The organism is Puia sp., from assembly GCF_035546395.1.
Classification (GTDB): domain Bacteria; phylum Bacteroidota; class Bacteroidia; order Chitinophagales; family Chitinophagaceae; genus Puia.
The window spans coordinates 541,617-562,419 of sequence record NZ_DASZXR010000002.1; the positions used below are offsets into that span (position 1 = coordinate 541,617).

A 20,803-nucleotide genomic window follows, 5' to 3' on the forward strand; every position below is an offset into this window, starting at 1 on the left:
GGTGACAGGCTTCATCCCGATTTTGGCATAACGTATATTCCGGGAATGAAATTAGCCACTCAAATTTTCCTGGGTTTTTTGATCGCCATTTCGATCGACCTGCTGGATTCCTTTGTCAACTACCTGCTAACCCTGCGGGTCAAGACGACATCGGAATTTTTGATGCGGTCGGAGGCCGTCATCCGGCATTCCGGCGCCCTCAATAAGGATATGGTAAAAATGCAAAGCGCCTTCAGGGGGTTCTTGCTGACCGGCGATCAGCATTTATTGCAGCCGTTCGATGAAGGATCGAAAGCCCTGCCGGACGCCGAAAAACAAATGCAGCAATTGGCTACCCTGCGTGATCAGGCAGTGATCGTCGATTCGATCCTTGCCCTCCATCACCGCTGGGTGGAATACGCCGGCGAGCTGATCGCGATCAGGAAAGGATCAGGCTCCGGCGTTCGGCCATCAGAGGAATTTAGCCGTCTGCTCGACACCCGGATGGGGAAAGGTGTCGGTCAGGAATACAGCGGGCGGATCGCCGCGCTGTTTAATGCCTTTGACGAAGCAGAGTACCGGCAAAGGGATCTCCGGCGCAAAGAACTGGCGGACGCCATCGACCGTACCGATCGTTTTTCTTTGCTCTTCAGCATCCTGCTGGTGCTCGTAGGATTGAGCATCGCTCTTCTCCTGGTACGCAATATCTCGCGCCGTATCGGCCCGTTGGTCCGCCTGGCGGAAAGGATTTCGCAGGGAGATTTCGGTAGGGTAAACGATAAAAAGCGCGATGAATTGAGCAGCCTTTCGGCTTCCCTGAACCTGATGTCCGAAAAATTATCCAGTACCATCGGCGAACTGGAGAAAAAGAACGCCGAACTCAACCAATTCGCCTACGTGGTCTCCCATGACCTCAAAGCGCCTGTTCGCGGGATCTCGAACGTGGTCCGCTGGATCGAAGAGGATCATGCCGCCGAGATCACGCCAACCGTGCGAAAATACCTCGATTATATCCCGGACAGGATCGCCAGGATGGAAGCCTTGATCGACGGTATCCTGCAATACGCCCGGGCGGGTCGGGAAGGAACCGCAAAGGAACCGGTAGACGTCGGCGACCTCGTGGCCGATTTGATTGAATTGATCGTTCCGGATGGTTATATCGTTCGGACAGACCGCCTGCCCGTAGTGTTCACCGAGAGACTTCCTATGCAACAGGTGTTCAGCAACCTCATCGCCAATTCAGTCAAATATGGCACACCGGGTACAACGGTGATCACGGTCGCCGGCATGGATTCCGGGGCGTATTATGAATTTGCGGTAGAGGACAACGGCCCTGGCATCGAACCGGAATACCACGAAAAAATATTCGGACTGTTTCAAACGCTCCGCGAAAAGGCCGACAAGGAAAGCACTGGCATAGGTCTTTCTATTGTTAAAAAGATAGTGGAAGAGCGCGGCGGGACCATCCGCGTCGTTTCTTCCCCCGGCAACGGAGCAAAATTTATCTTTACATGGCCAAAGAGTACGGTATGAAAAAAAAGATTATCATGGTCGTCGAAGACGACGAACTGGATGTTATGAGCGTTCGCCGCTCGCTTAATACGCTCGACCTGCCCTACGAATTGTACACGGCATTCAACGGCATCGAAGCGCTGGAACTGCTCCGCGGGGCCGCCGCAAAGCCCGCAATGGACTTTCTTCCGGACATCCTGCTGCTGGATCTCAATATGCCCCGGATGAACGGCTTGGAATTCCTCACCGTCATTCGGGCAGACGATCGCCTGAAGTCCATACCGGTCTACATAATGACGACATCCGGCGAACAAACCGACCGCGCCGCCACCGACCGCCTCGGCGTATCCGGCTACCTGATCAAACCCATGGGCTATGCCAGCGGCCACAAACGGGTCGATTCAATGGAACATTTCGTTCAGTTTTATTTGCGGAAATTAATGACCGGCGGAGAGGATAACTAATGAGCACCCATATGACGCTTCACACCATTGCAGTGATCTCGCTGGATACCGCAACCCTATGTTGTGCCGGTCCATTGGGGCTGGGGAAAGACCTTCACCTTGACAGCTCCTTGTACGGCTCCACATCCAATACCTGTATTTTTGAATCCGGCGGGAGCAGATCGCTGATATGACGGTGCCCGGAAAACCCGGAAGTGCCGCTTTCCGTTTTGGGATTCACAAGGATCATATCCGCCATGATCGTCTCGGCGCAATGCAAGGTGGCTTTCGCGGTATCCTGCAGGACCGTCGCGGAAAATTCGATCGGCTGCTGAAGTTTCTCCTGCAGTCGATTATACGCTTTCAGGAATATTGGCGGCAACGTTGACGCTCTGTCGGCCTGCCGGTCCTGGAATACCAACAGGTGCACCTGGGCACGGTATTTCCTGGCCAGTGCCACCGCCCACTCGAGCTTCCTTTCCGGTAGAAAATCCCGGATTGGGACCAGGATCAACCGCGTCTTGCCCGCCGCCCCGGGCTTTACCGTCAATACCGGGCAGTTGCTTTGCTTCGCGATAATGCCCGGCGAGACACCCCGGGACAACGACCAGCGTCGCGGCGGATCGGCTTTGGCGAGGACAACCAACGCAGGCTTTAACATCCGGACGCATTCGACGATCATTTTTTCTACCGAACCACCCTGTAAGACATGCGTCTTCACCCGTGCCGAAGGGTACTTCTCCCTTATTTTATGCCGAAGTTGTTCGAATTCCTTCTCTACCGCCCATAATTTGAATGCGTGTTCCGGACCCCGGCCCGAATGTATAACATGAAGCAGATGCAACTCGGTCGCATCCTGTCCTGCAATCCCAACCGCTTTCTTTATCGCGATATCTGCTTTGGGCGAAAAATCGACCGGGATGAGAATATGGGGAAAAAGATTTTCCACTATAAAAGCCGCCTTTTTGAAAGGTAAGGTAGCCACGCGTTCTTAAACCCGTATTATAAGCGCATTAGAATTTGGTTAGAGCGGGGCAGCCCCGCAATCCCTCGCCGGAAGCAAACGGGCGACGCATTGGTCATCGAAAAGCCGTCCGGCTCGGGATTGGAAAATGCTGGGTATCAAGGCGGAACTGTGGGCGGAGACAAAATAGGGATCGCAGTAAAAAAAGTTAGAATACGATGAGGAATTGCCTATTTTCGGGGCTATGCGGTGGCTGATCTTCCTTTTATTGCTGGTAGCCGGAATGGATGCAGATGGACAGGCAAAGATATATCCCTTTTCCAAACTGGATATTCAGGACGGATTGTCGAACAACGGCATCACCACCATTTTTAAAGATCGGCGGGGGTACATCTGGATCGGCACCTCGCTCGGCCTCAACCGCTACGACGGGTATTCTTTCAGGGTCTTCCGCCACGAGGATTCGGATTCCAACAGTCTTACCGATGACAATGTCCAACGCATCTTCCAGGGACCCGGCGACAAACTGTATATCAGTGGCGCCACCGGCGGCGTCGACGTCTACGATCCCCTGACCGAACGTTTCATGCCCGGCACGGACGGGTTTTTTCGGGCGCACGGTCTCTCACGGTCAGGCATCGTCGGGATCATCACGGGAAAGGACAACGATTATTATTTTGTCTATCAGGATTCGGGAGTTTACCGGTTCGATCCCGGCAAAGCTGCTATCCGGCTGGGTCCGCAACGAAGCGGCCCCGCGGCGAGTCCCGTCGTGGATGCCGCCCTCGATTCCTCCGGCGGCCTCTGGCTCTCCCATGAGGACGGAGCACTCCAACGGATGGACCTGTCAAACGGCCGGATCACCCAACGCATCGGGACATTGCAACTGACAAAGCCCCGGGCGCAGTTCGGATACAAAATCTTCATCGATCCGCTGGATAAGATCTGGCTCTACGCCCCGGGTAACCTCACCGGGCTCTGGGAGTTCGACCGGCATACCGGCGCACTCGCGCATTTCTGTCGCGATTCCGGCCAGGCCAGGCTCAGCAGCAATACCGTTGGTGGCGTGATCACCGATGACGATGGCCTGGTCTGGATCGCCACCGACCAGGGCGGTCTCGATCTCCTCGATAGGAAAGAGCTGACCGTCCGCTGTCTGCAGCATTCCGATGAAGAACGAAGTCTCCCCGAGAACACGGTGACGACGCTCTACCGGGACAACGCCGGCATCGTCTGGGCGGGCACTTTCAAAAGCGGCATCGCCTATTATCAACAGAACCTGTTGCGTTTCCCGCTGTACCGACGCCAGCCGGGCGTGCCCGGCAGCCTGCCCTATGACGACATCAACTGCTTCGCAGAAGACCCCGCAGGCAATATCTGGATCGGCACCAACGGCGGCGGCCTGATCTATTACGACCGCTCAAAGGACGGCTTTCACCGGTTTCGCCATGAACCCACCAATCCCAACAGCCTGTGCAACGATGTCGTGGTGACACTGGCCGTCGATCACAAAGGACGGCTCTGGATCGGCACCTATCACGGCGGACTGGATTGCTACGATGGCCGGAGGTTCATTCACTACCGGCACAAGGATTCGGACCCCGCCAGCCTCGCCGATGACCGGGTCTATGCCATCCACGAAGATTCCGACCGAGCGCTTTGGATCGGCACCATGACCGGTGGCCTCGATAGACTCGATGTAGAAAAGGGAAAATTCTATCACAACACTACCGCCACGCCTTATTCCATCCACTCCGATTACATCTCTTCCCTCGCCGAAGACTCCGCATCGAATCTCTGGATCGGAACGGGGTGGGGTATCGAGGTGCTGAGCCGGTCAACAGGTAAGTACACCCACTACACCACCGCCAACGGTCTTTCCGATAATGTCATCTTTGGCATCACCCGTGATCACCTCGGAAATATGTGGGTGGCCACCCGGAAAGGACTCAACGTGCTGCAGCCCGGCCGGGATACCTTTCAGGTCTTTCAGCGAAAAGACGGCCTCCCTTCCAATTCCGTCATCGACGTCCTGGAAGACGGCGATCATCACCTTTGGGCGGGCACTTCCGGCGGCCTTTCCAGGATCACCGTTTCACAGGAAGCAGGCCGCATCCTGATCGATTGCGTAAACTTCGACGAATACGACGGGCTCCAGGGCCGGGAATTCAACCACAACGCCGCCCTCCGCACCCGGGAAGGCGAAATGATCTTCGGCGGCGGGAAAGGGTTCAACCTGTTCAGCCCCGGATCGATCGGCATTGACAGGCATATCCCTCCGGTGGTCCTCACGGGGCTGCAACTCTACAACAAGGCGGTCCCGCTGCCCGCATCGGTCCTGATGGACAGCAACCTGGTGCTGAGCTATAACGAAAACAATTTCACCCTGGAATTCGCGGCGCTCAGCTATATCAACCCCCGGAAGAATCGCTACGCATACCAGCTTTCGGGTTTCGACAAGGACTGGATGACGACGGACGGCCGCAACCCGCGGGCCACCTACACCAATATCGATCCCGGTGACTATGTCTTCCGCGTCCGCGCTTCCAATAGCGACGGGGTATGGAACAACAAAGGTGTCGTCATCCGCGTGATCGTCAGGCCCCCGTTCTGGAAGACGCCGTTGGCTTATGCCGTGTATATCCTCCTCATCGCGGCAGCCCTATACCTCGGACGATTGCAGATCATCCGGCGCGCCAAAGCCCGGTTCGCCCTGGCCGAAGAAAGGCGCGAAGCCGTCCGCATCCACGAGCTGGACAGGATGAAGATCAAATTCTTTACCAACCTCAGCCATGAATTCCGGACTCCCCTGTCGCTGATCCTTTCACCCGTGGATAAATTGATCCACAGCGCCGAAGACCCCGGCCGGCGGCAACTCGCCATGACCATCGACCGCAACGCAAAAAGGCTTCTCCATCTCGTCAACCAACTGCTCGACCTGAGAAAAATGGAGGTCAACGAACTGAAGTTGAACATGTCGCGAGGGGATATAGCGGAATTCATCCAGGCGACGACCCTATCCTTTGCAGACCTGGCGGAAGGCAAAGGCATCGCCCTGGACTATCGCTCGGACACCGACCACCTCCCGACGCTCTTCGACAGGGATAAGGTCGAACGCATCGTCTTCAATCTCCTCTCCAACGCCTTTAAATTCACCTCCACCGGCGGTAGGGTACAGGTGGATCTCGCGATCGCCGAAAACGACGAACACAGCGCCTTGCTGCAACTCCGCGTGACGGATACAGGCATCGGCATCCCCACGGAATTGCAGGAGAAGATCTTCGAATCGTTCTTCCAGGGCGATACGCCTGGACATATTCGCAACCAGGGCACCGGCATCGGCCTTGCCATTACCCGGGAATTCGTGGAATTGCACGGGGGAACCATCCGCGTCGAAAGCAGCCAGGACAAGGGCAGCTGCTTCACCGTGCTCCTGCCCGTGTCCCTCCTGCCGGGCGCCGCCGTCACCGCCACCACCGACCCAGCCATTAGCCCAGCAACAAATCCTCCCGGACTCACCGCGAATCCTTCCGCATCCGCAGCCCATCCAACCCAGCCCCCAGTCAGTCCACCCGAAGGCAACCCACCCGTACCCGCCGCCAATCCATCCACCCATGGTCCTGCCGGGAAGCCCGGCGAAAGCACCTTCAAACTGCTGCTCGTCGAAGACGATGACGATTTTAGATTCTACCTCAAGGAAAATCTCAGCCCTCTCTTTACCGTGCTCGAAGCCGCCAATGGCCGGGAAGGATGGCAGAAGACGCTTTCCGCCCAGCCGGACCTCGTCGTAAGCGATGTCAACATGCCGCTGATGGACGGCCTGACGCTCTGTGCCAAGATAAAGAACGACCAGCGGGTCCGCCATATCCCCGTCATCCTGCTTACCGCCCTCTCGGCCGAAGAAGCCCAACTCCGCGCCCTCGGCATGGGCGTGAACGACTATATTTCCAAGCCTTTCAATGTCGAGATCCTCATCTCCCGTATAAGAAACCTGCTGGACCTCAAAGGCTCCATAGAACAGACCCTGAAAAAACGGGTCGATATCCAACCCGCCGGCGTAGAACCCGAACCGGAAAGGACCGAGGCGGACTTCATCCGGGAAGCAGTCGAAGTGCTCGAAAAGAACATGGCCAACGCCGACTTTTCAGTCGAAGACTGGTCCAGGGAACTCGGCCTCAGCAGGACAACGCTGTACAAACGCATTCTCACGGTCACCGGCAAGACCCCCATCGGTTTTATCCGCCACTTCCGGATGCAACGCGCCGCCCAGCTTCTCGAAAAAACCCGCCATAACGTAGCGGAAGTAGCCTACATGGTAGGCTTCAACAATCCCAAATATTTCGCCCGCTATTTCAAGGAGGTATACGGCAAACTGCCCAGCATCTACCAGGCGGAAAAACGCAAAAGCTAACCCGGCACTCCAAAACCAACCCCTGCCCCAAGACCAGGCCCGCCCCGAAGCCGATCCCCAGGCCCACGCCCGGTGTTAAACAATTTTTACCCTAAAAATAACAGAATCACACCCCTCGCGGCAACAATTCAACCCCTTGATTTGCAAGTTGCCATACCCCCTCCTTCAATCGGGCCGCCTATTTTTGACGAGAAATACAACCGATTGCGATGCCCCATCTGGTAAGACTGCTTTACTGCCTTCTGGTAGCCGCTCCGGCTGTAGCCCATCCCCGGGCTCATTCCATTCATTCACCAATAATTGCTTGTTTATGCTAGAAAAGAAGATCAAAAGCAAAGGATCAAAACGCCTCTTGATCCTGCTGGCCTTCCTGCTTTCATGCACCCATGATTTTGCACAGACCGCCGGCCGAAAAATAACCGGCCGGGTCACCGATGCCACTACCGGCCAGCCCGTTGCCGGCGCTTCGATCTCCGTAAAGGGTAGGCCGGCCGCAGTAACCTCCAACAGCGACGGCGCCTTCAGCATCATGGCCGCAACCGGCGAATCCCTCGAGATCACCGCCGTGGGCCATCTGCCGAAAACTCTCCAAATAGCCGCCGGAACCAATGCCGTCGGCATCCTGTTGGACGCCATCTATTCGAAGCTCGACGATATCGTGGTCGTGGGCTATGGAGTGCAACGGTCCAAAGCGGTCACCGGCGCTACCGCTCACGTGAAAGGCGAAGACCTCGCCAAACTGAACACCACCAACGCCCTCCAGGCCTTGCAAGGTCAGGCTGCGGGAGTCAATATTACCTCCACCTCCGGCCAGCCCGGCGGCGGCTTTAAAGTAAATATCCGCGGCGCCGGCACCATCGGGAACGCCAATCCCCTGTATGTGGTCGACGGCGTGATCACCAGCGATATTACCTACCTCAATCCCACGGACATCGCCTCGGTCGACGTCCTCAAAGATGCCGCTTCGAGCGCCATTTACGGTATCAACGGCGCGAACGGCGTAGTGCTGATAACCACCAAAAGCGGGAAAATGGGCGCTAAGAACAGCGGGCAGATCTCCTTTGACGGCTACTACGGATACCAAAACGCTCCGCCGAAAACAAAACTGCTGAATGCAGAGCAATATGCGACCATGCAGAATGAGGCCGCTCTCAATTCCGGCCTGCCCGCCCTTTTTACCCAGTCGCAAATAAACGCGCTCGGCAAAGGGACTAACTGGCTGGACGAGATGATCGCCTCCAACGTACCCGTTCAAAACTATAGCCTGTCCGCCACCGGCGGCTCGGACATTTCATCCTATTCCCTGGGTCTCTCCTACACGCAACAGGGCGGGATCGTCGGCGGAGAAAAACTTTCCAACTATCAGCGCTATAACTTCCGCGCCAATTCCGAACGAAAGATGTACGACGGCGTCCTGAGAGCAGGGGAGCACCTCACCTTCTCATTTATTGATCAAAACGGCATACAAGACGGGGGGATCTATGGCAACACCCTCCGGGGCGCATTTGCAACCAGCCCCCTGCTGGCCATGTACGACTCGGCCGGACACTACCTGAGCAGCCTCAAATCCACCGTTTACAACGGCGGCCCCTGGAACACCCAGGAAGCGAATCCTTACGCCTTGATGGTCTACAACAATCAAAATGACAACAAGACGCAAAAGTTCTTCGGAGACGTCTATGCGGAATTGCAGCCGCTGAAGAATTTGAAGTTCAGGACTACCCTCGGTTTGAATTACTCCTCCTCCGCCAACCACAGTTATACCCCCGTCTATGATAACTTGTCGGTATACGCTTATAATCGATACGAAACGATCAATCAGGGCAGCTCCGTTTCGTACACCCTCAATTGGGATAATACGGCCAATTACACTTTTCGGATCAAAGACCACAGCTTCGATATTCTGGCAGGTAGCGCCACCCGTAAATACCAGGGGTCATTCGTAGGCGGCATGAATACCGGCTCCACCTTGTTCGGCACCTTTGACCGCGGTTATCTGAGTACTTCCAACGTGACCTCGATCTCGATGAGCGCAGATACCTCGGCCGCCAATAAACAAACTGTGACTCATGCCATGTCGCTGTATGGCAACGCCAATGCCGTTTACGCCCAGGCGTCTTTTTTCGGCAGGATAAACTACTCCTACCAGGAGAAATACCTCGCCTCCGCCATCTTCCGTGCCGACGGTTCCACCATGTTTTCCCAAAATCACCAGTGGGGATACTTTCCCTCCCTTTCCGTCGGCTGGGTGCTCACCAACGAATCGTTCCTGGCTTCGACCCGAAACTGGTTGAACTTCCTGAAATTAAGAGCCAGCTGGGGGTCTAACGGTAATGACGGTATCACTGCCTTTAATTACCTCTCCCTGATCAGCCTGTCGAACGCCCAATACAATTTCGGCAACAACAATACCAGCCTGACAAACGGCTCTTATCCCTCCACCATCGGCGTCGATAAAACGAAATGGGAGACCTCGCGTCAAACCAACATCGGCATCGATGCCCAAATGTTGAACAATAAGCTGAGTGCGAGCATCGATCTTTATCATAAGCTGACAAAGGACTGGCTGGTCGCCGCTCCGTTGCTCGCCACCGCCGGGGTTTCCACCAATCCCTACATCAATGGCGGCAACGTCACCAATAAAGGAATAGAGCTGCAACTGGCTTACAACGACAGGATCGGAAAGGATTTCTCCTATTCCATTTCGGGTTCCTACGCCTACAACCAAAATACGGTGAACAATATTCCCACGGCCGATGGGATCATTCACGGCGGCACGAACAGCCTGTTTGTCAATGCCCCGGAATTTTTCCGCGCGTCCTCCGGGAACCCCATCGGGTATTTCTGGGGATACAAGACTGCCGGCATCTTCCAGTCCGAAGCCGACGTCCAGGCCTGGAAGGGGAAGAACGGCGCCCTCCAGCCCTCCGCGCACCCCGGTGACGTGAAATTCGTGGACGGGAACGGCGACGGCGTCATTGACTCGAAGGATAAAACAAATGTAGGCGATCCAAACCCGCATCATGTTTTTGGATTGAGATTTTCCGGCAACTATAGACATTTCGACCTCTCCATAACGACAAGCGGTGTCGCAGGAAACAAACTCGTTCAGTCTTACCGGGATTTAGGTGCGTATGGTAACTGGACAACCGCCATCCTGAGCCGCTGGCATGGACAAGGCACCTCCAACTCAATGCCCCGGGTGACCCAAAACAACTCCAACTGGGCTGATTTTTCCGATCTCTATATTCATGACGGCAGCTACTGGCGCATCTCGAACATCACCCTGGGATACGATTTTGCAAAATTGGCAAAATGGAAGAACCTGTCGCAATTCCGTCTGTACGTCGCAGCCGAGAACCTGTTCACCTTTACCAAATACAACGGTATGGATCCCGAAATAGGGTACTCCTCCACGGACGCCAGCGGAGCCTATTCCTTCGGTCAGGGGGTTGATCTGGGCTATTATCCCCGGCCAAGAAAGACCATGATAGGGGTAAGTATCATTTTCTAATTGCTTAAAAATTACGACATGAAAAAACTAAAATATATTGCGATCGGGCTGGCGGCAGCGGCGCTGCTGACGTTCTCCTCGTGTAAGAAATACCTGACCACCGAACTCACCGCCGCCTCGCAGACCAACGTATCCTATTATAAAACGCCCGCTGATGGCTTCACCTCCCTGGTTGGATGCTACAACGGATTGGACCTGATTTGGAACGGCGAAGCCATCCCGCCATTGATGGAAGTCTTTTCCGATAACTGTTTCGGCGGCACCGGTTCCTCAGACGGCTATGGCTGGGAAATGCTGGACGAATTCAACAAGGCCATTTCGCCCTCCGACGCGTCCATCCACAGCGGCTCATGGAAAAATTATTATCAGGCGATCTATCGTTGCAATGTCCTGCTTCAAAATATGGATAAGATCGCCTGGGGCGATAGCACCGTTTTGAGAAGACAATACACGGCGGAAACAAGATTCATCCGCGCCTTCTGTTATTTCGACCTGGTCCGGCTCTTCGAAAAAGTTCCCCTGCTGACGACCCCCACCGTCGCCAACCCGCCCCAGGCAAGTCCCGATTCCACCTATGGACAGATCATGCAGGATCTTCGTTATGCTGCCGATAGCCTCCCCTCCGCCCCCTATACCAGCGTTCCCACCGGGCGGGTAACCAAATGGGCAGCCGAATCGCTCCTGGCCAGGGTCTACCTGTTCTATTCCGGCTACTATGGTAAAAGCGCCATCGGTAGCGAAACGGCGGCAACCGCCCTGGCCGCCGTCGAGGACGTGATCGCTCACAGCGGACACGCACTGGTTCCTGATTTTACTACCCTTTGGCCCGCGGCCTCATTGGCCAAAAAGGTTACCTATGCCGGCGAGTCCAACCCCGAGGTGGTCTTTTCCATCAAATATTCCTCCACCGGGGACTACAACGGAAACATCACCGGCAACGGCTGGATGGTCATGACGGGGATGCGCGAACAGAGTCTTTATCCCTACGGATATGGGTGGGGTGGCTGCACGGTTGACCCGAACCTGGTGGCGCAGTTCGATCAGACCCATGATAACAGGTACTTTGCCTCGATTACCGATATCGCTGGGGAACACCTGGCGTTCAGTAAGGCCGCGGCCAATCGCGAGTACACAGGCTACTATATGAAGAAATACAGCCCGGTCTCTGACTCCCTGAACAACCCCCTGCCCGTCAACAATTATCTGGTTGCCCAAAGCCAGGATTACTTTGCGATCCGCTATTCCGACGTATTATTGATGGCCGCCGAATTGGGCAGCCCCAACGCCGTTGCCTATTTCAACCAGGTACACCAGCGGGCCATTCCCTCCGCCACCGCGGTTACCTCGGTTTCAAAGGCCGATATCCTCGCCGAACGACGGCTGGAATTCGTCGGCGAAGGCATCCGGTATTGGGATCTGTTACGCCAGGGGCTCTCGACGGCCGCTTCGACCATCGCAGCCAATACCACGCTTTCCCTGATCAACGATGGCACCGGCACTCAACCCGGCGCCGCGACGTTGCAGGCCAATATCACCGCTACGCGCGGATTTCAGCAGATACCCAACGATCAGATCACCCTTTCGTCCGGCGTGTTGAAACAAAACGCCGGCTGGTAATTTTCATCCAAAAAATGTAAAATCGAAAAGTCATGAAAAAAATGATAAACCATGCTTGTGCAATGATGGGATGCGCGCTGCTGCTTTCCGCCTGCATGAAGCAGAATTACAGTTTGGGCCCGCTGGCCGCCAAAAGCTCTCTATCCTTCACCATTGCACCATCTTCGAAAAATCCCAATGATATCGTATTGACAAGCCTGACCCCCCGCATGACGCCGGTTTGGGTCACGCCTTTCGGCCAGTCGGAAAGGGTCCAGGACACGATCAATGTACCCTTTCCCGGCCAATATAAATTCATATATGGCGTGGAGAGCGCCGGCGGATTCGTTCAGGCCGACACGACCATCGTCACGATCAATACGCTGGATTCCGTCGCGGTAAGCACACCCGAATGGACAAACCTGACGGGTGGATACGGTAAATCGAAAACATGGGTCCTCGATATAACCCCAACAGGCACGAGTAAACTCTTCAACGGTCCCATCTACTTCGGCGGCACGGGCTGGGAATGGGACGCCGGCTGGGCCAACTGGATCTGCCCCCTCGGCGATTACGGGTCGATGACGTTCGATCTCATCGGCAACGCAAACTTTAGCTCCAATAACAAAATGCTGCCGGCTGTGGGACAAGCCACGGGAAATTTCATGCTCTATACAAGCACCAACCAGCTGTCCACCGTCGGCGCGCAATTGATCCACGATCCAACCGAGGGCGCCAATGTCGCCAATTGGTATGCAAAATTCGCCATAAAATCACTCACGGCCGACGGCCTGGAGGTCATCACACCAACCGGTCCCGGCGCCTGGTGTATCTACAATTATGTGAGCCTGGATTACTACAACACCCACTAGCCGCAAAAAAAAAGATCGACATGAACAACACACAGGCCCGAAGCACCTTGATCCGCCTTAAATGCCCAATTGCCCACCGCCCAGACCCTTGCGGCGAAAATGAAGATCGGCTGGAATCTCGGCAATTCGGCTGTGTCCGCATCCCTGTCCCTCGGCGCCTCCCTGGGTACGGGCGAATACATCGTGAAGGTATTCGGCGCCGCCGGTACCCAAACATTCAAATTGATAAAAAACAGCAAGTAGGTGAATAGCAATTATCGCAAAGCACTACCGGCATTCGTGCTGGTAGTTGCTTTAAGCGTTTCCCACACATCGGCCCAACCGTCCTCCCCCCGGCTCACAACAGCCTCCCCGGAACAGGCACAGGCTACCTTCGCCCTCGCCCCCCGGCTCAGCCTGCCAAAACTATTTGGCGACAATATGGTCCTGCAACGCAATATCCCGATCCCCATCTGGGGCCGGGCGAAGCCTGGTGCAGCCCTCATCGCAAAATTGGGAAATACATCGGCCGCCGCAAAAGCCGACCGGCAAGGCAAATGGATGCTGCGCCTCCCCAGTCATCCCGCAGGCGGCCCCTATGTCCTCACCGTCAGCGAACAGGGTAGACCGGAAAGCCGGGTCGAGTTCAGAAATATCCTTATCGGCGATGTATGGCTGGCCTCCGGCCAATCCAACATGGAATTCCCGGTACAACAAGCGAAAAATGCCGCGAGGGAAATTGCCGCCGCATCCTATCCCGACATCCGCCTGCTCATCGTCGGCCACAGCAAAAAGCTTACTCCGCAAACCGATATGCCCACCACCGGGTGGAAGCTTGCCGACTCGGATAATGTAAAACGATTTTCAGCCGTTGCCTGGTTCTTTGCCCGGCAGATCCACGCGGAACAGCACGTGCCCATCGGTGTTATCCAAAGCACATGGGGTGGAACACCGGTACAGGCCTGGACAAGCAAAGAGAGATTACTGTCCTCGCCGATAACCGGTAGCGCCGCCCTTGCAAACGATACGCTCACCGAAAACAATTTCTTGCAGGATAGCCTTGACCAGGCCCGCTATTGGGACATCGTAGCGCATTCGCAAAACAACGCGGATAAGCAGGTCCCCATGCCGGATTACAATGATGCCGGCTGGCCCAGGGTCGATATGCCCCGCGTCATCAAAGATTTCGGCATCGGACATTACGAAGGGATCATGTGGCTGCGCAAAAAGCTCCTGTTACCGGCCGCTTTCGAAGGCAGGACGCTCACCCTCCATCTCGGTCACCCGGAAATGAATTACTCGCTGTATGTCAACGGAGCTGAAATTTGTAAGAACGTCTGGAACGCCGCCCCGGGTCATTCCTACACCCTTCCTCCCGCCATCCTGCACAAAGGGGAAAACGTCATTGCGATCAGGATGTCCATGCTCTGGGGTGGGGGAGGACTGAACCCGCCGGCGGAAGATCTTTATCTTACCGACGGCAATACCCGCATATCCCTGGCCGGTGAATGGCTGTACAAAACTCATCTGGAGCCTCTCCCCCGGCTACACACCTATCAGTATTACCCGGATGTCCTCTTCAATGCCATGATAAACCCGCTGATCCCCTTCGGGATTAAGGGATTTCTCTGGTACCAGGGCGAGGCCAACGACACCATTGCCTATCAATACAGGAAGATGTTCCCGATGATGATCACCGACTGGCGGCGCCGATGGCAGCACGGGGACCTCCCCTTTTTATTCGTCCAGCTCCCCAACTTCCGGGCCCGGAAACCCTTTCCCGCAGAAAGCGAATGGGCGGAATTGCGCGAAGCCCAGGCAATGGCGCTATCGCAGCCAAAAACCGCGATGGCCTGTACCATCGACCTCGGCGAAGCGGACAATATCCATCCCGCCGACAAACAGGAGGTGGGTCTCCGTCTCGCTCTTGCCGCTTCCAAACTCGTTTATGGGCAACCCGGTCTTGCATCGGGACCCGTCTATAAGGATTACACCATCCGGGGCGGACGTATACATATCCGGTTCACCAATATAGGTTCCGGCCTCAAAACAACGGATGGAAAACCCATCACCGGCTTTTCGATCGCCGGCGAGGACCGGCGATTCGATTGGGCGGACGCAGAGATCATCGGGGACGAAGTAATTGTTCATTCCGGCAATGTGTCGGCGCCCAAAGCAGTAAGATACGCCTGGGCCGATAATCCCGCCTGTAACCTCACCAATTCGACTGGACTGCCGGCCGTGCCGTTCAGAACCGATGACTGGCCGGGGGCGACGCAACGCAACGCGTTCGCCAAACGCACACCCGTAACCAGGCCGGCCGCCGGCGAAAGGGTCGTCAACGCGGACTTCAACAACACCGCCGGCCCGCTGAACACCATGTTCAACGATTGCGTGGGCGCCGGCCGGGCGGCCGAAGGCCTCCGGGCGGATTGGCAGCAACAGCTGGCCTACGTGCGAAAGGAGTGCGGCTTCAGATATATCCGCATGCACGGGCTGCTAAGCGACGAAATGGCCGTCTATACCGAAGACGACCATGGGAACCCCCAGTATAATTTCATGTACGTGGACGTTCTCTTCGACTTCCTGCACAGCATCGGCATGAAGCCCTTCGTAGAACTGGGTTTTATGCCCGGTCGCCTGGCCAGCGGCAACAAGACGATCTTCTGGTGGCGGGGTAACGTGACTCCGCCAAAGGATTATGAAAAATGGGGCGCATTGGTGCAGCACCTCGTACAGCATCTTGCCGACCGCTACGGCGCCGATGAGGTGAAGACCTGGTATTTTGAGGTTTGGAACGAGCCCAACCTCGACGGCTTCTGGACCGGTTCACAGGCGGACTATTTCAAACTGTACACCTATAGCGCCCGGGCTATCAAGGGCGTAAACCCGGCTTACAAAGTAGGCGGCCCCGCCACCGCTGGAGCCGCCTGGGAACCGGAAATGATCGACTATTGCCACAGGAACGATGTGCCGATCGACTTTATCAGCACCCATTCCTATGGGGTCAAGGCCGGCTACCTGGATGAATTCGGTAACGCCGGAACCGTCCTCGACAAAAATCCCATGAGCGTCAGCGGCGATGTCCTCCAGTCCCGCCGGGAGATCGCCGCCTCGGCCAGCCCCACGCTCGAGCTGCATTACACCGAGTGGAGCTCCTCCTATACACCGGCGGACCCCCTGCACGACAGCTACCACGAAGCCGCCTATGTGCTGGAAAAAATAAAGCAGGTCGGCCGCGCGGCCAATTCGATGTCCTATTGGGTCTTTACCGATATCTTCGAAGAGGCCGGACCCCGGTTCACCCCTTTCCACGGCGGCTTCGGTCTCCTGACCATCCAGGGCATCGACAAACCGGCATTCTATGCCTACCAGTTCCTCGCTCGCCTCGGAGACACGGAACTGAAGAACACCGACGCTTCTTCCTGCATCTGCAAAAATTCCCACGGCGGCGTCCAGGCGCTGGTCTGGGATTTCACCAACACCCACCCGGGTGACTCGGTGCACAACCAGGACTATTACACGCGCGACCTGCCCGCTCGGGCAAAAGGCCCCCTGACGGTCCGCATCGACCATGTTCCCGCGGGAAAGTATACACTCGAAGTGTACAGGGTCGGGTATCGATGCAACGATGCCTATTCCACCTACCTGTCGATGGGCCGGCCTTCCCAGTTAACCCGACAGGAGGTCAACCGGATAAAAAAGCAAAACGACGGCTCGCCCCTCAGCCGGGAAACGGTTACGATCCGCAGCGGAATCCCCTTCGTGAAAGAGTTGCCGCTGCGGGAGAACGATGTTTATTTGCTGAACCTGGTAAAACTTTAATGCTAAGGCTGCCTATACAGTCCCGATCTCTAAGTGTTTATTAGATCTTTCTACAAAAATATACCTGCCATATACTAAGTAATTACCTTAGTCCGTTAGATGCCTGCCTTTTTATTCGCTTCATAATCAATTAGATAGACCCTAGGGTCTATAAGCGGGTAAAAGCCGACCCCTAAATCACCCGAAAATGACTCACCTGTCGCATCTCCTGCGCATAGCTGTGCTGCTGCCCGCTATTGCCGGACTATCTATCGGCTATGGACAAACGAATTATTACTCCAGGTCCACCGGTAACCTCAACCTCCTTTCCAGCTGGGGAACGAATACAAATGGCACCGGCACGGCTCCGGCCAGCTTTACCGCCAATAACCAGGTCTTCAACGTTCGCAATAACGCAAACCCGACCATCGCCGCCAACTGGACGGTTTCTGGGACCAATTCCAAAGTGGTTGTCGGCGATGGGACCACGGCCTGTAATTTTTCGATCCCTTCCGGTGCAAGGCTGACCGGTAAGGTAGACGTTTCCGCAAATGGGACCTTGTCGATCGCAAATACGACCAACCCTACGCTGGGCACGCTGAACCCGGCCAGTACCGTAGTATTCAAAGGTGCAAACAATCAAACGATACCGGCGGCCACTTATGGCAATCTCACTTACTCGGGTACCGCCACCGGGACAATGGCCGGCAGTTGCACTATCAAAGGCGATCTCAGCGTCACAAACGGCAATCTTGTCCTCGACAATTCCAATTCGTCCAGCTACACTTTTACCGTAAACGGCTCATTCAACGTGTCAACAGGTGGATATGTGGATTTTGGCTCCGGCTTTGGAAGCGGCGCCGCCACTGTGAACCTCTTGGGGAACCTGTCACAGACCGGTTCCGGATACCTGCAAACGTCCGGGGTGGTGCCCAACGGGATCATCAATTTCGCCGGCGCCGCACAAACGGCCCAATTGCTGGACGGGGAATATATCAATTATAATATCAACAGCGGCAGCACGGTTACCCTCGCCGGCAACTTCTCCTACTATGGAGTTTCGGGTTATTCCGCTGACTTCACGGTAAACTCCGGGGGAACCCTGGATTGCGGCTCCTACCTGCTGGTTACCACAGCCCTGGGCGGCACCCCGGTCAACTCCTTCACGCTGAGTTCGGGCGCATCGCTGATCACAGCCAACACGGCGGGTATAAGCACAGCAGCCAACACCGGTTCCATCCAGGTGGCGTCGATGACCTTTTCCAGCGGCGCCAACTATACCTATGATGGAACCGCTGCACAGGCTACCGGCGTTTTTGCGACCACGCCGACGGCTTCCACCGTTAATAACCTGACCATAAACAATGCCGCCGGCGTCACGCTTTCACAATCCTTAAGCGTGAATGGAACCTTGACCCTGACAAGCGGTTTGTTGACGACCACTTCAACCAACCTGCTCACCGTGAACAACGCGGCTACTGTAACCGGGGCGTCGGACCACAGTTTTGTAAATGGTCCGATAAAAAAAGTGGGGAAACAGGCCTTTACCTTTCCCGTCGGTGTTTCGGGGACCGGTTATGTTCCGATTGCCATCTCTGCCCCCGCCTCCACGACGGATGCGTTCCTTGCTCAATACGTGCGGTCCAGCGGAAAGTCGCTTGGTGCGGTCACCGCCCCCGGTCTCGATCACGTTAGCGAATGCGACTACTGGACGCTGAACCGTACCGCCGGTTCTTCGAGCGTAAATGTCACCGCATATTGGAACGCCAATAGTCCCTGCGGCTCCTCCTACGTGAACGATTTTGTCACGATCGCTCTGGCGCATTTTAACGGGACCAGCTGGAACGCCTACGGCAATACAAGTGTATCCGGTACCACATCATCCGGCTCGGTGACCTGGAATAACGTAAGCACGTTCAGCCCCTTTGCCCTGGCATCCACCGGCATCCTGAATCCCCTGCCGGTCACGCTCACCGGTTTCAATGCCAAATGGCAGGAGAACGGATGGGTCGCGCTGTCCTGGGAAACACAGCAGGAATCCAACAGCAACCATTTCGACATCCAGCGTTCCTCCGACGGCACGAGCTGGCAAACCATCGGAATGCTGGACGCTGCAGGTTCTTCTACGACACGGCGGTCCTATGCGTATATGGACAAGGATCCCCAGCCCGCCCTCAACTACTACCGTCTGCAGTTAGTTGACAATGACGGCAGCAGCACAGTGTCGGAGATTAAATTGGTTACCCGCCCCACCGGCGGTACGATTCGTGTCTTCCCCAATCCTGCCTCGGATCATATCGATATCAGCCTCGGAACCGCCGTTCCCTCCGGCATCATCGCTATTCGTTTAATGGATGCACAAGGCCGCCTGCTGATGCAAAGGAAAGCAGTCGATGCGGCCGGTCAAACGATCTCCCTGCCCGTCGCTGGTTACTCACCGGGTTCCTATATCATCCAGCTGCTTTCCAACGGAGGGATCCGCCAGACCAGTGCGGTGGTCATCAAAAGATAGAGAACGCATGCCCCATGAAACCCGGATTACCCAAAAATCCACGATTTCAGCAAACGGTGCCCGGCACCATCGGCGAAGAGAATGCGGTGGATTATCATGAGACCCCGGAAACCGATTGGGTTGCCCCGTTATTTTAATGGCAATTTTCCCTAACTTCATACTGCTAAAGCAAAAATAATATCTAATCCATCTTAGAACCGCCGGCAAGGCGGAAATAATGGAGGTTCATAACCTCGGCGCATACGGACTACCTGGTACAGGCAGTCCGTATTTTTTTTGCCCAATGCATGTCTATGAAAGAATTTATATCTCCTGCATCGCGTGACAGGCCGGATACCGGAGCGATCGACAAGCAGGTCAATCAATATGACAAGGTTCTTAAGGAGAACATGGAGGCGGTCCTGCCGGCTTTGATGAAGAACCTTCTCGGTATTCATGTCGCCGATACGCAGGAATTGCCGGATGACGTCCAGCATACTAAGGAGCGGAAGCCGGACGTATTGAAAAAAGTGACAGACGGCCAAGGGAACATCTTCGTGCTCCACCTCGAACTCCAGGTCGCCGACGAAGCACAGATGGCATTCCGGATGGCAGAATATTGCATTATGCTGTTACGGCGATATGGGCTCCCCGTTCGTCAATATGTCATTTATTTAGGGGAAGAGTTGCCTCGGATGAAGAATCATATCCATTCGGAATATTTGCAATACCAATTTCAAATGGTGGTTCTTTCCCTCGTCGACTACCGTACATTTTTGAGCGCAGACAGCTCGGAAGAACGGCTGTTGGCTATCCTTGGTAGTTTCGGGAATACTGGTCGCCTCCAGGCAATCGAACACATTGTCAGTGAGGTCATTGCCGGATCAAAAGACGACCTCTCGAAACAGAGGTGCCTCCGGCAATTGCTGATCTTGTCGAATTTGCGTAAATTGTCACCTGAAATCAAAACCATCATGGAAAGTGTAGCAAAATGGTTCAAGAAAGAAAGAGATGTACTCTACCTGATCGGACAGGAAGAAGGCAGAGAACAAGGTAGAGAACAAGGCAGAGAACAAGGCAGGGAGCAAGGCATTGCTCAAGGCGAAGAAAAGAAGACCCTGGAGGTCATCAAAGCTCTATTGCTCAACACGACCCATACCATTCATGAGATCGCCAAATTGGTGAACGTGCCCGAGTCTCTCGTTCTGGAGGTTAAAAGCGCACTGTGAGAAACTCCT

11 protein-coding genes are annotated in these 20,803 nt (G+C 55.3%); 10 read left to right on the plus strand and 1 reads right to left on the minus strand.

Features of this window, described 5'->3' with window-relative positions; translation table 11 throughout:
• The first annotated feature begins 45 nt into the window (after window positions 1–45).
• Window positions 46–1,512 (plus strand): sensor histidine kinase, encoded by a 1,467-nt coding sequence (locus tag VHE34_RS03430; RefSeq protein ID WP_325584605.1) that lies wholly within the window; start codon window positions 46–48, stop codon window positions 1,510–1,512.
• Window positions 1,509–1,955 (plus strand): response regulator, encoded by a 447-nt coding sequence (locus VHE34_RS03435; protein ID WP_325584607.1) that lies wholly within the window; start codon window positions 1,509–1,511, stop codon window positions 1,953–1,955. The genes VHE34_RS03430 and VHE34_RS03435 overlap by 4 nt, the downstream gene beginning before the upstream one ends.
• A gap of 94 nt (window positions 1,956–2,049) precedes the next feature.
• Here VHE34_RS03435 and VHE34_RS03440 read toward each other — a convergent pair whose 3' ends face one another.
• Window positions 2,050–2,883, minus strand: coding sequence for a universal stress protein (locus VHE34_RS03440; protein WP_325584609.1), 834 nt, complete (start codon window positions 2,881–2,883; stop codon window positions 2,050–2,052).
• A gap of 259 nt (window positions 2,884–3,142) precedes the next feature.
• Here VHE34_RS03440 and VHE34_RS03445 point away from each other — a divergent pair, with 259 nt between their 5' ends.
• The 8 genes from VHE34_RS03445 (at window position 3,143) to VHE34_RS03480 (ending at window position 20,794) form a co-directional block, all read left to right on the plus strand.
• On the plus strand, window positions 3,143–7,309 hold the full coding sequence (locus VHE34_RS03445; protein WP_325584611.1) for a hybrid sensor histidine kinase/response regulator transcription factor: 4,167 nt from the start codon (window positions 3,143–3,145) through the stop codon (window positions 7,307–7,309).
• Between the two features lie 310 nt (window positions 7,310–7,619).
• The gene (locus VHE34_RS03450) at window positions 7,620–10,823 is read left to right on the plus strand and encodes a TonB-dependent receptor (protein WP_325584613.1); all 3,204 of its coding nucleotides are present in this window, start codon (window positions 7,620–7,622) and stop codon (window positions 10,821–10,823) included.
• Between the two features lie 18 nt (window positions 10,824–10,841).
• The gene (locus VHE34_RS03455) at window positions 10,842–12,440 is read left to right on the plus strand and encodes a RagB/SusD family nutrient uptake outer membrane protein (RefSeq protein ID WP_325584614.1); all 1,599 of its coding nucleotides are present in this window, start codon (window positions 10,842–10,844) and stop codon (window positions 12,438–12,440) included.
• Window positions 12,441–12,472: 32 nt separating this feature from the next.
• Window positions 12,473–13,291 (plus strand): hypothetical protein, encoded by an 819-nt coding sequence (locus VHE34_RS03460; RefSeq protein WP_325584615.1) that lies wholly within the window; start codon window positions 12,473–12,475, stop codon window positions 13,289–13,291.
• Window positions 13,292–13,360: 69 nt separating this feature from the next.
• Window positions 13,361–13,534, plus strand: coding sequence for a T9SS type A sorting domain-containing protein (locus VHE34_RS03465; protein WP_325584617.1), 174 nt, complete (start codon window positions 13,361–13,363; stop codon window positions 13,532–13,534).
• Entirely contained in the window at window positions 13,535–17,095 is a 3,561-nt protein-coding gene (locus tag VHE34_RS03470; RefSeq protein ID WP_325584619.1) for a GH39 family glycosyl hydrolase, read from the plus strand.
• 187 nt (window positions 17,096–17,282) lie between these two features.
• On the plus strand, window positions 17,283–19,586 hold the full coding sequence (locus VHE34_RS03475; RefSeq protein WP_325584621.1) for a T9SS type A sorting domain-containing protein: 2,304 nt from the start codon (window positions 17,283–17,285) through the stop codon (window positions 19,584–19,586).
• A 293-nt stretch (window positions 19,587–19,879) separates the two neighbouring features.
• The gene (locus tag VHE34_RS03480) at window positions 19,880–20,794 is read left to right on the plus strand and encodes a hypothetical protein (RefSeq protein WP_325584623.1); all 915 of its coding nucleotides are present in this window, start codon (window positions 19,880–19,882) and stop codon (window positions 20,792–20,794) included.
• Window positions 20,795–20,803 lie beyond the last annotated feature (9 nt).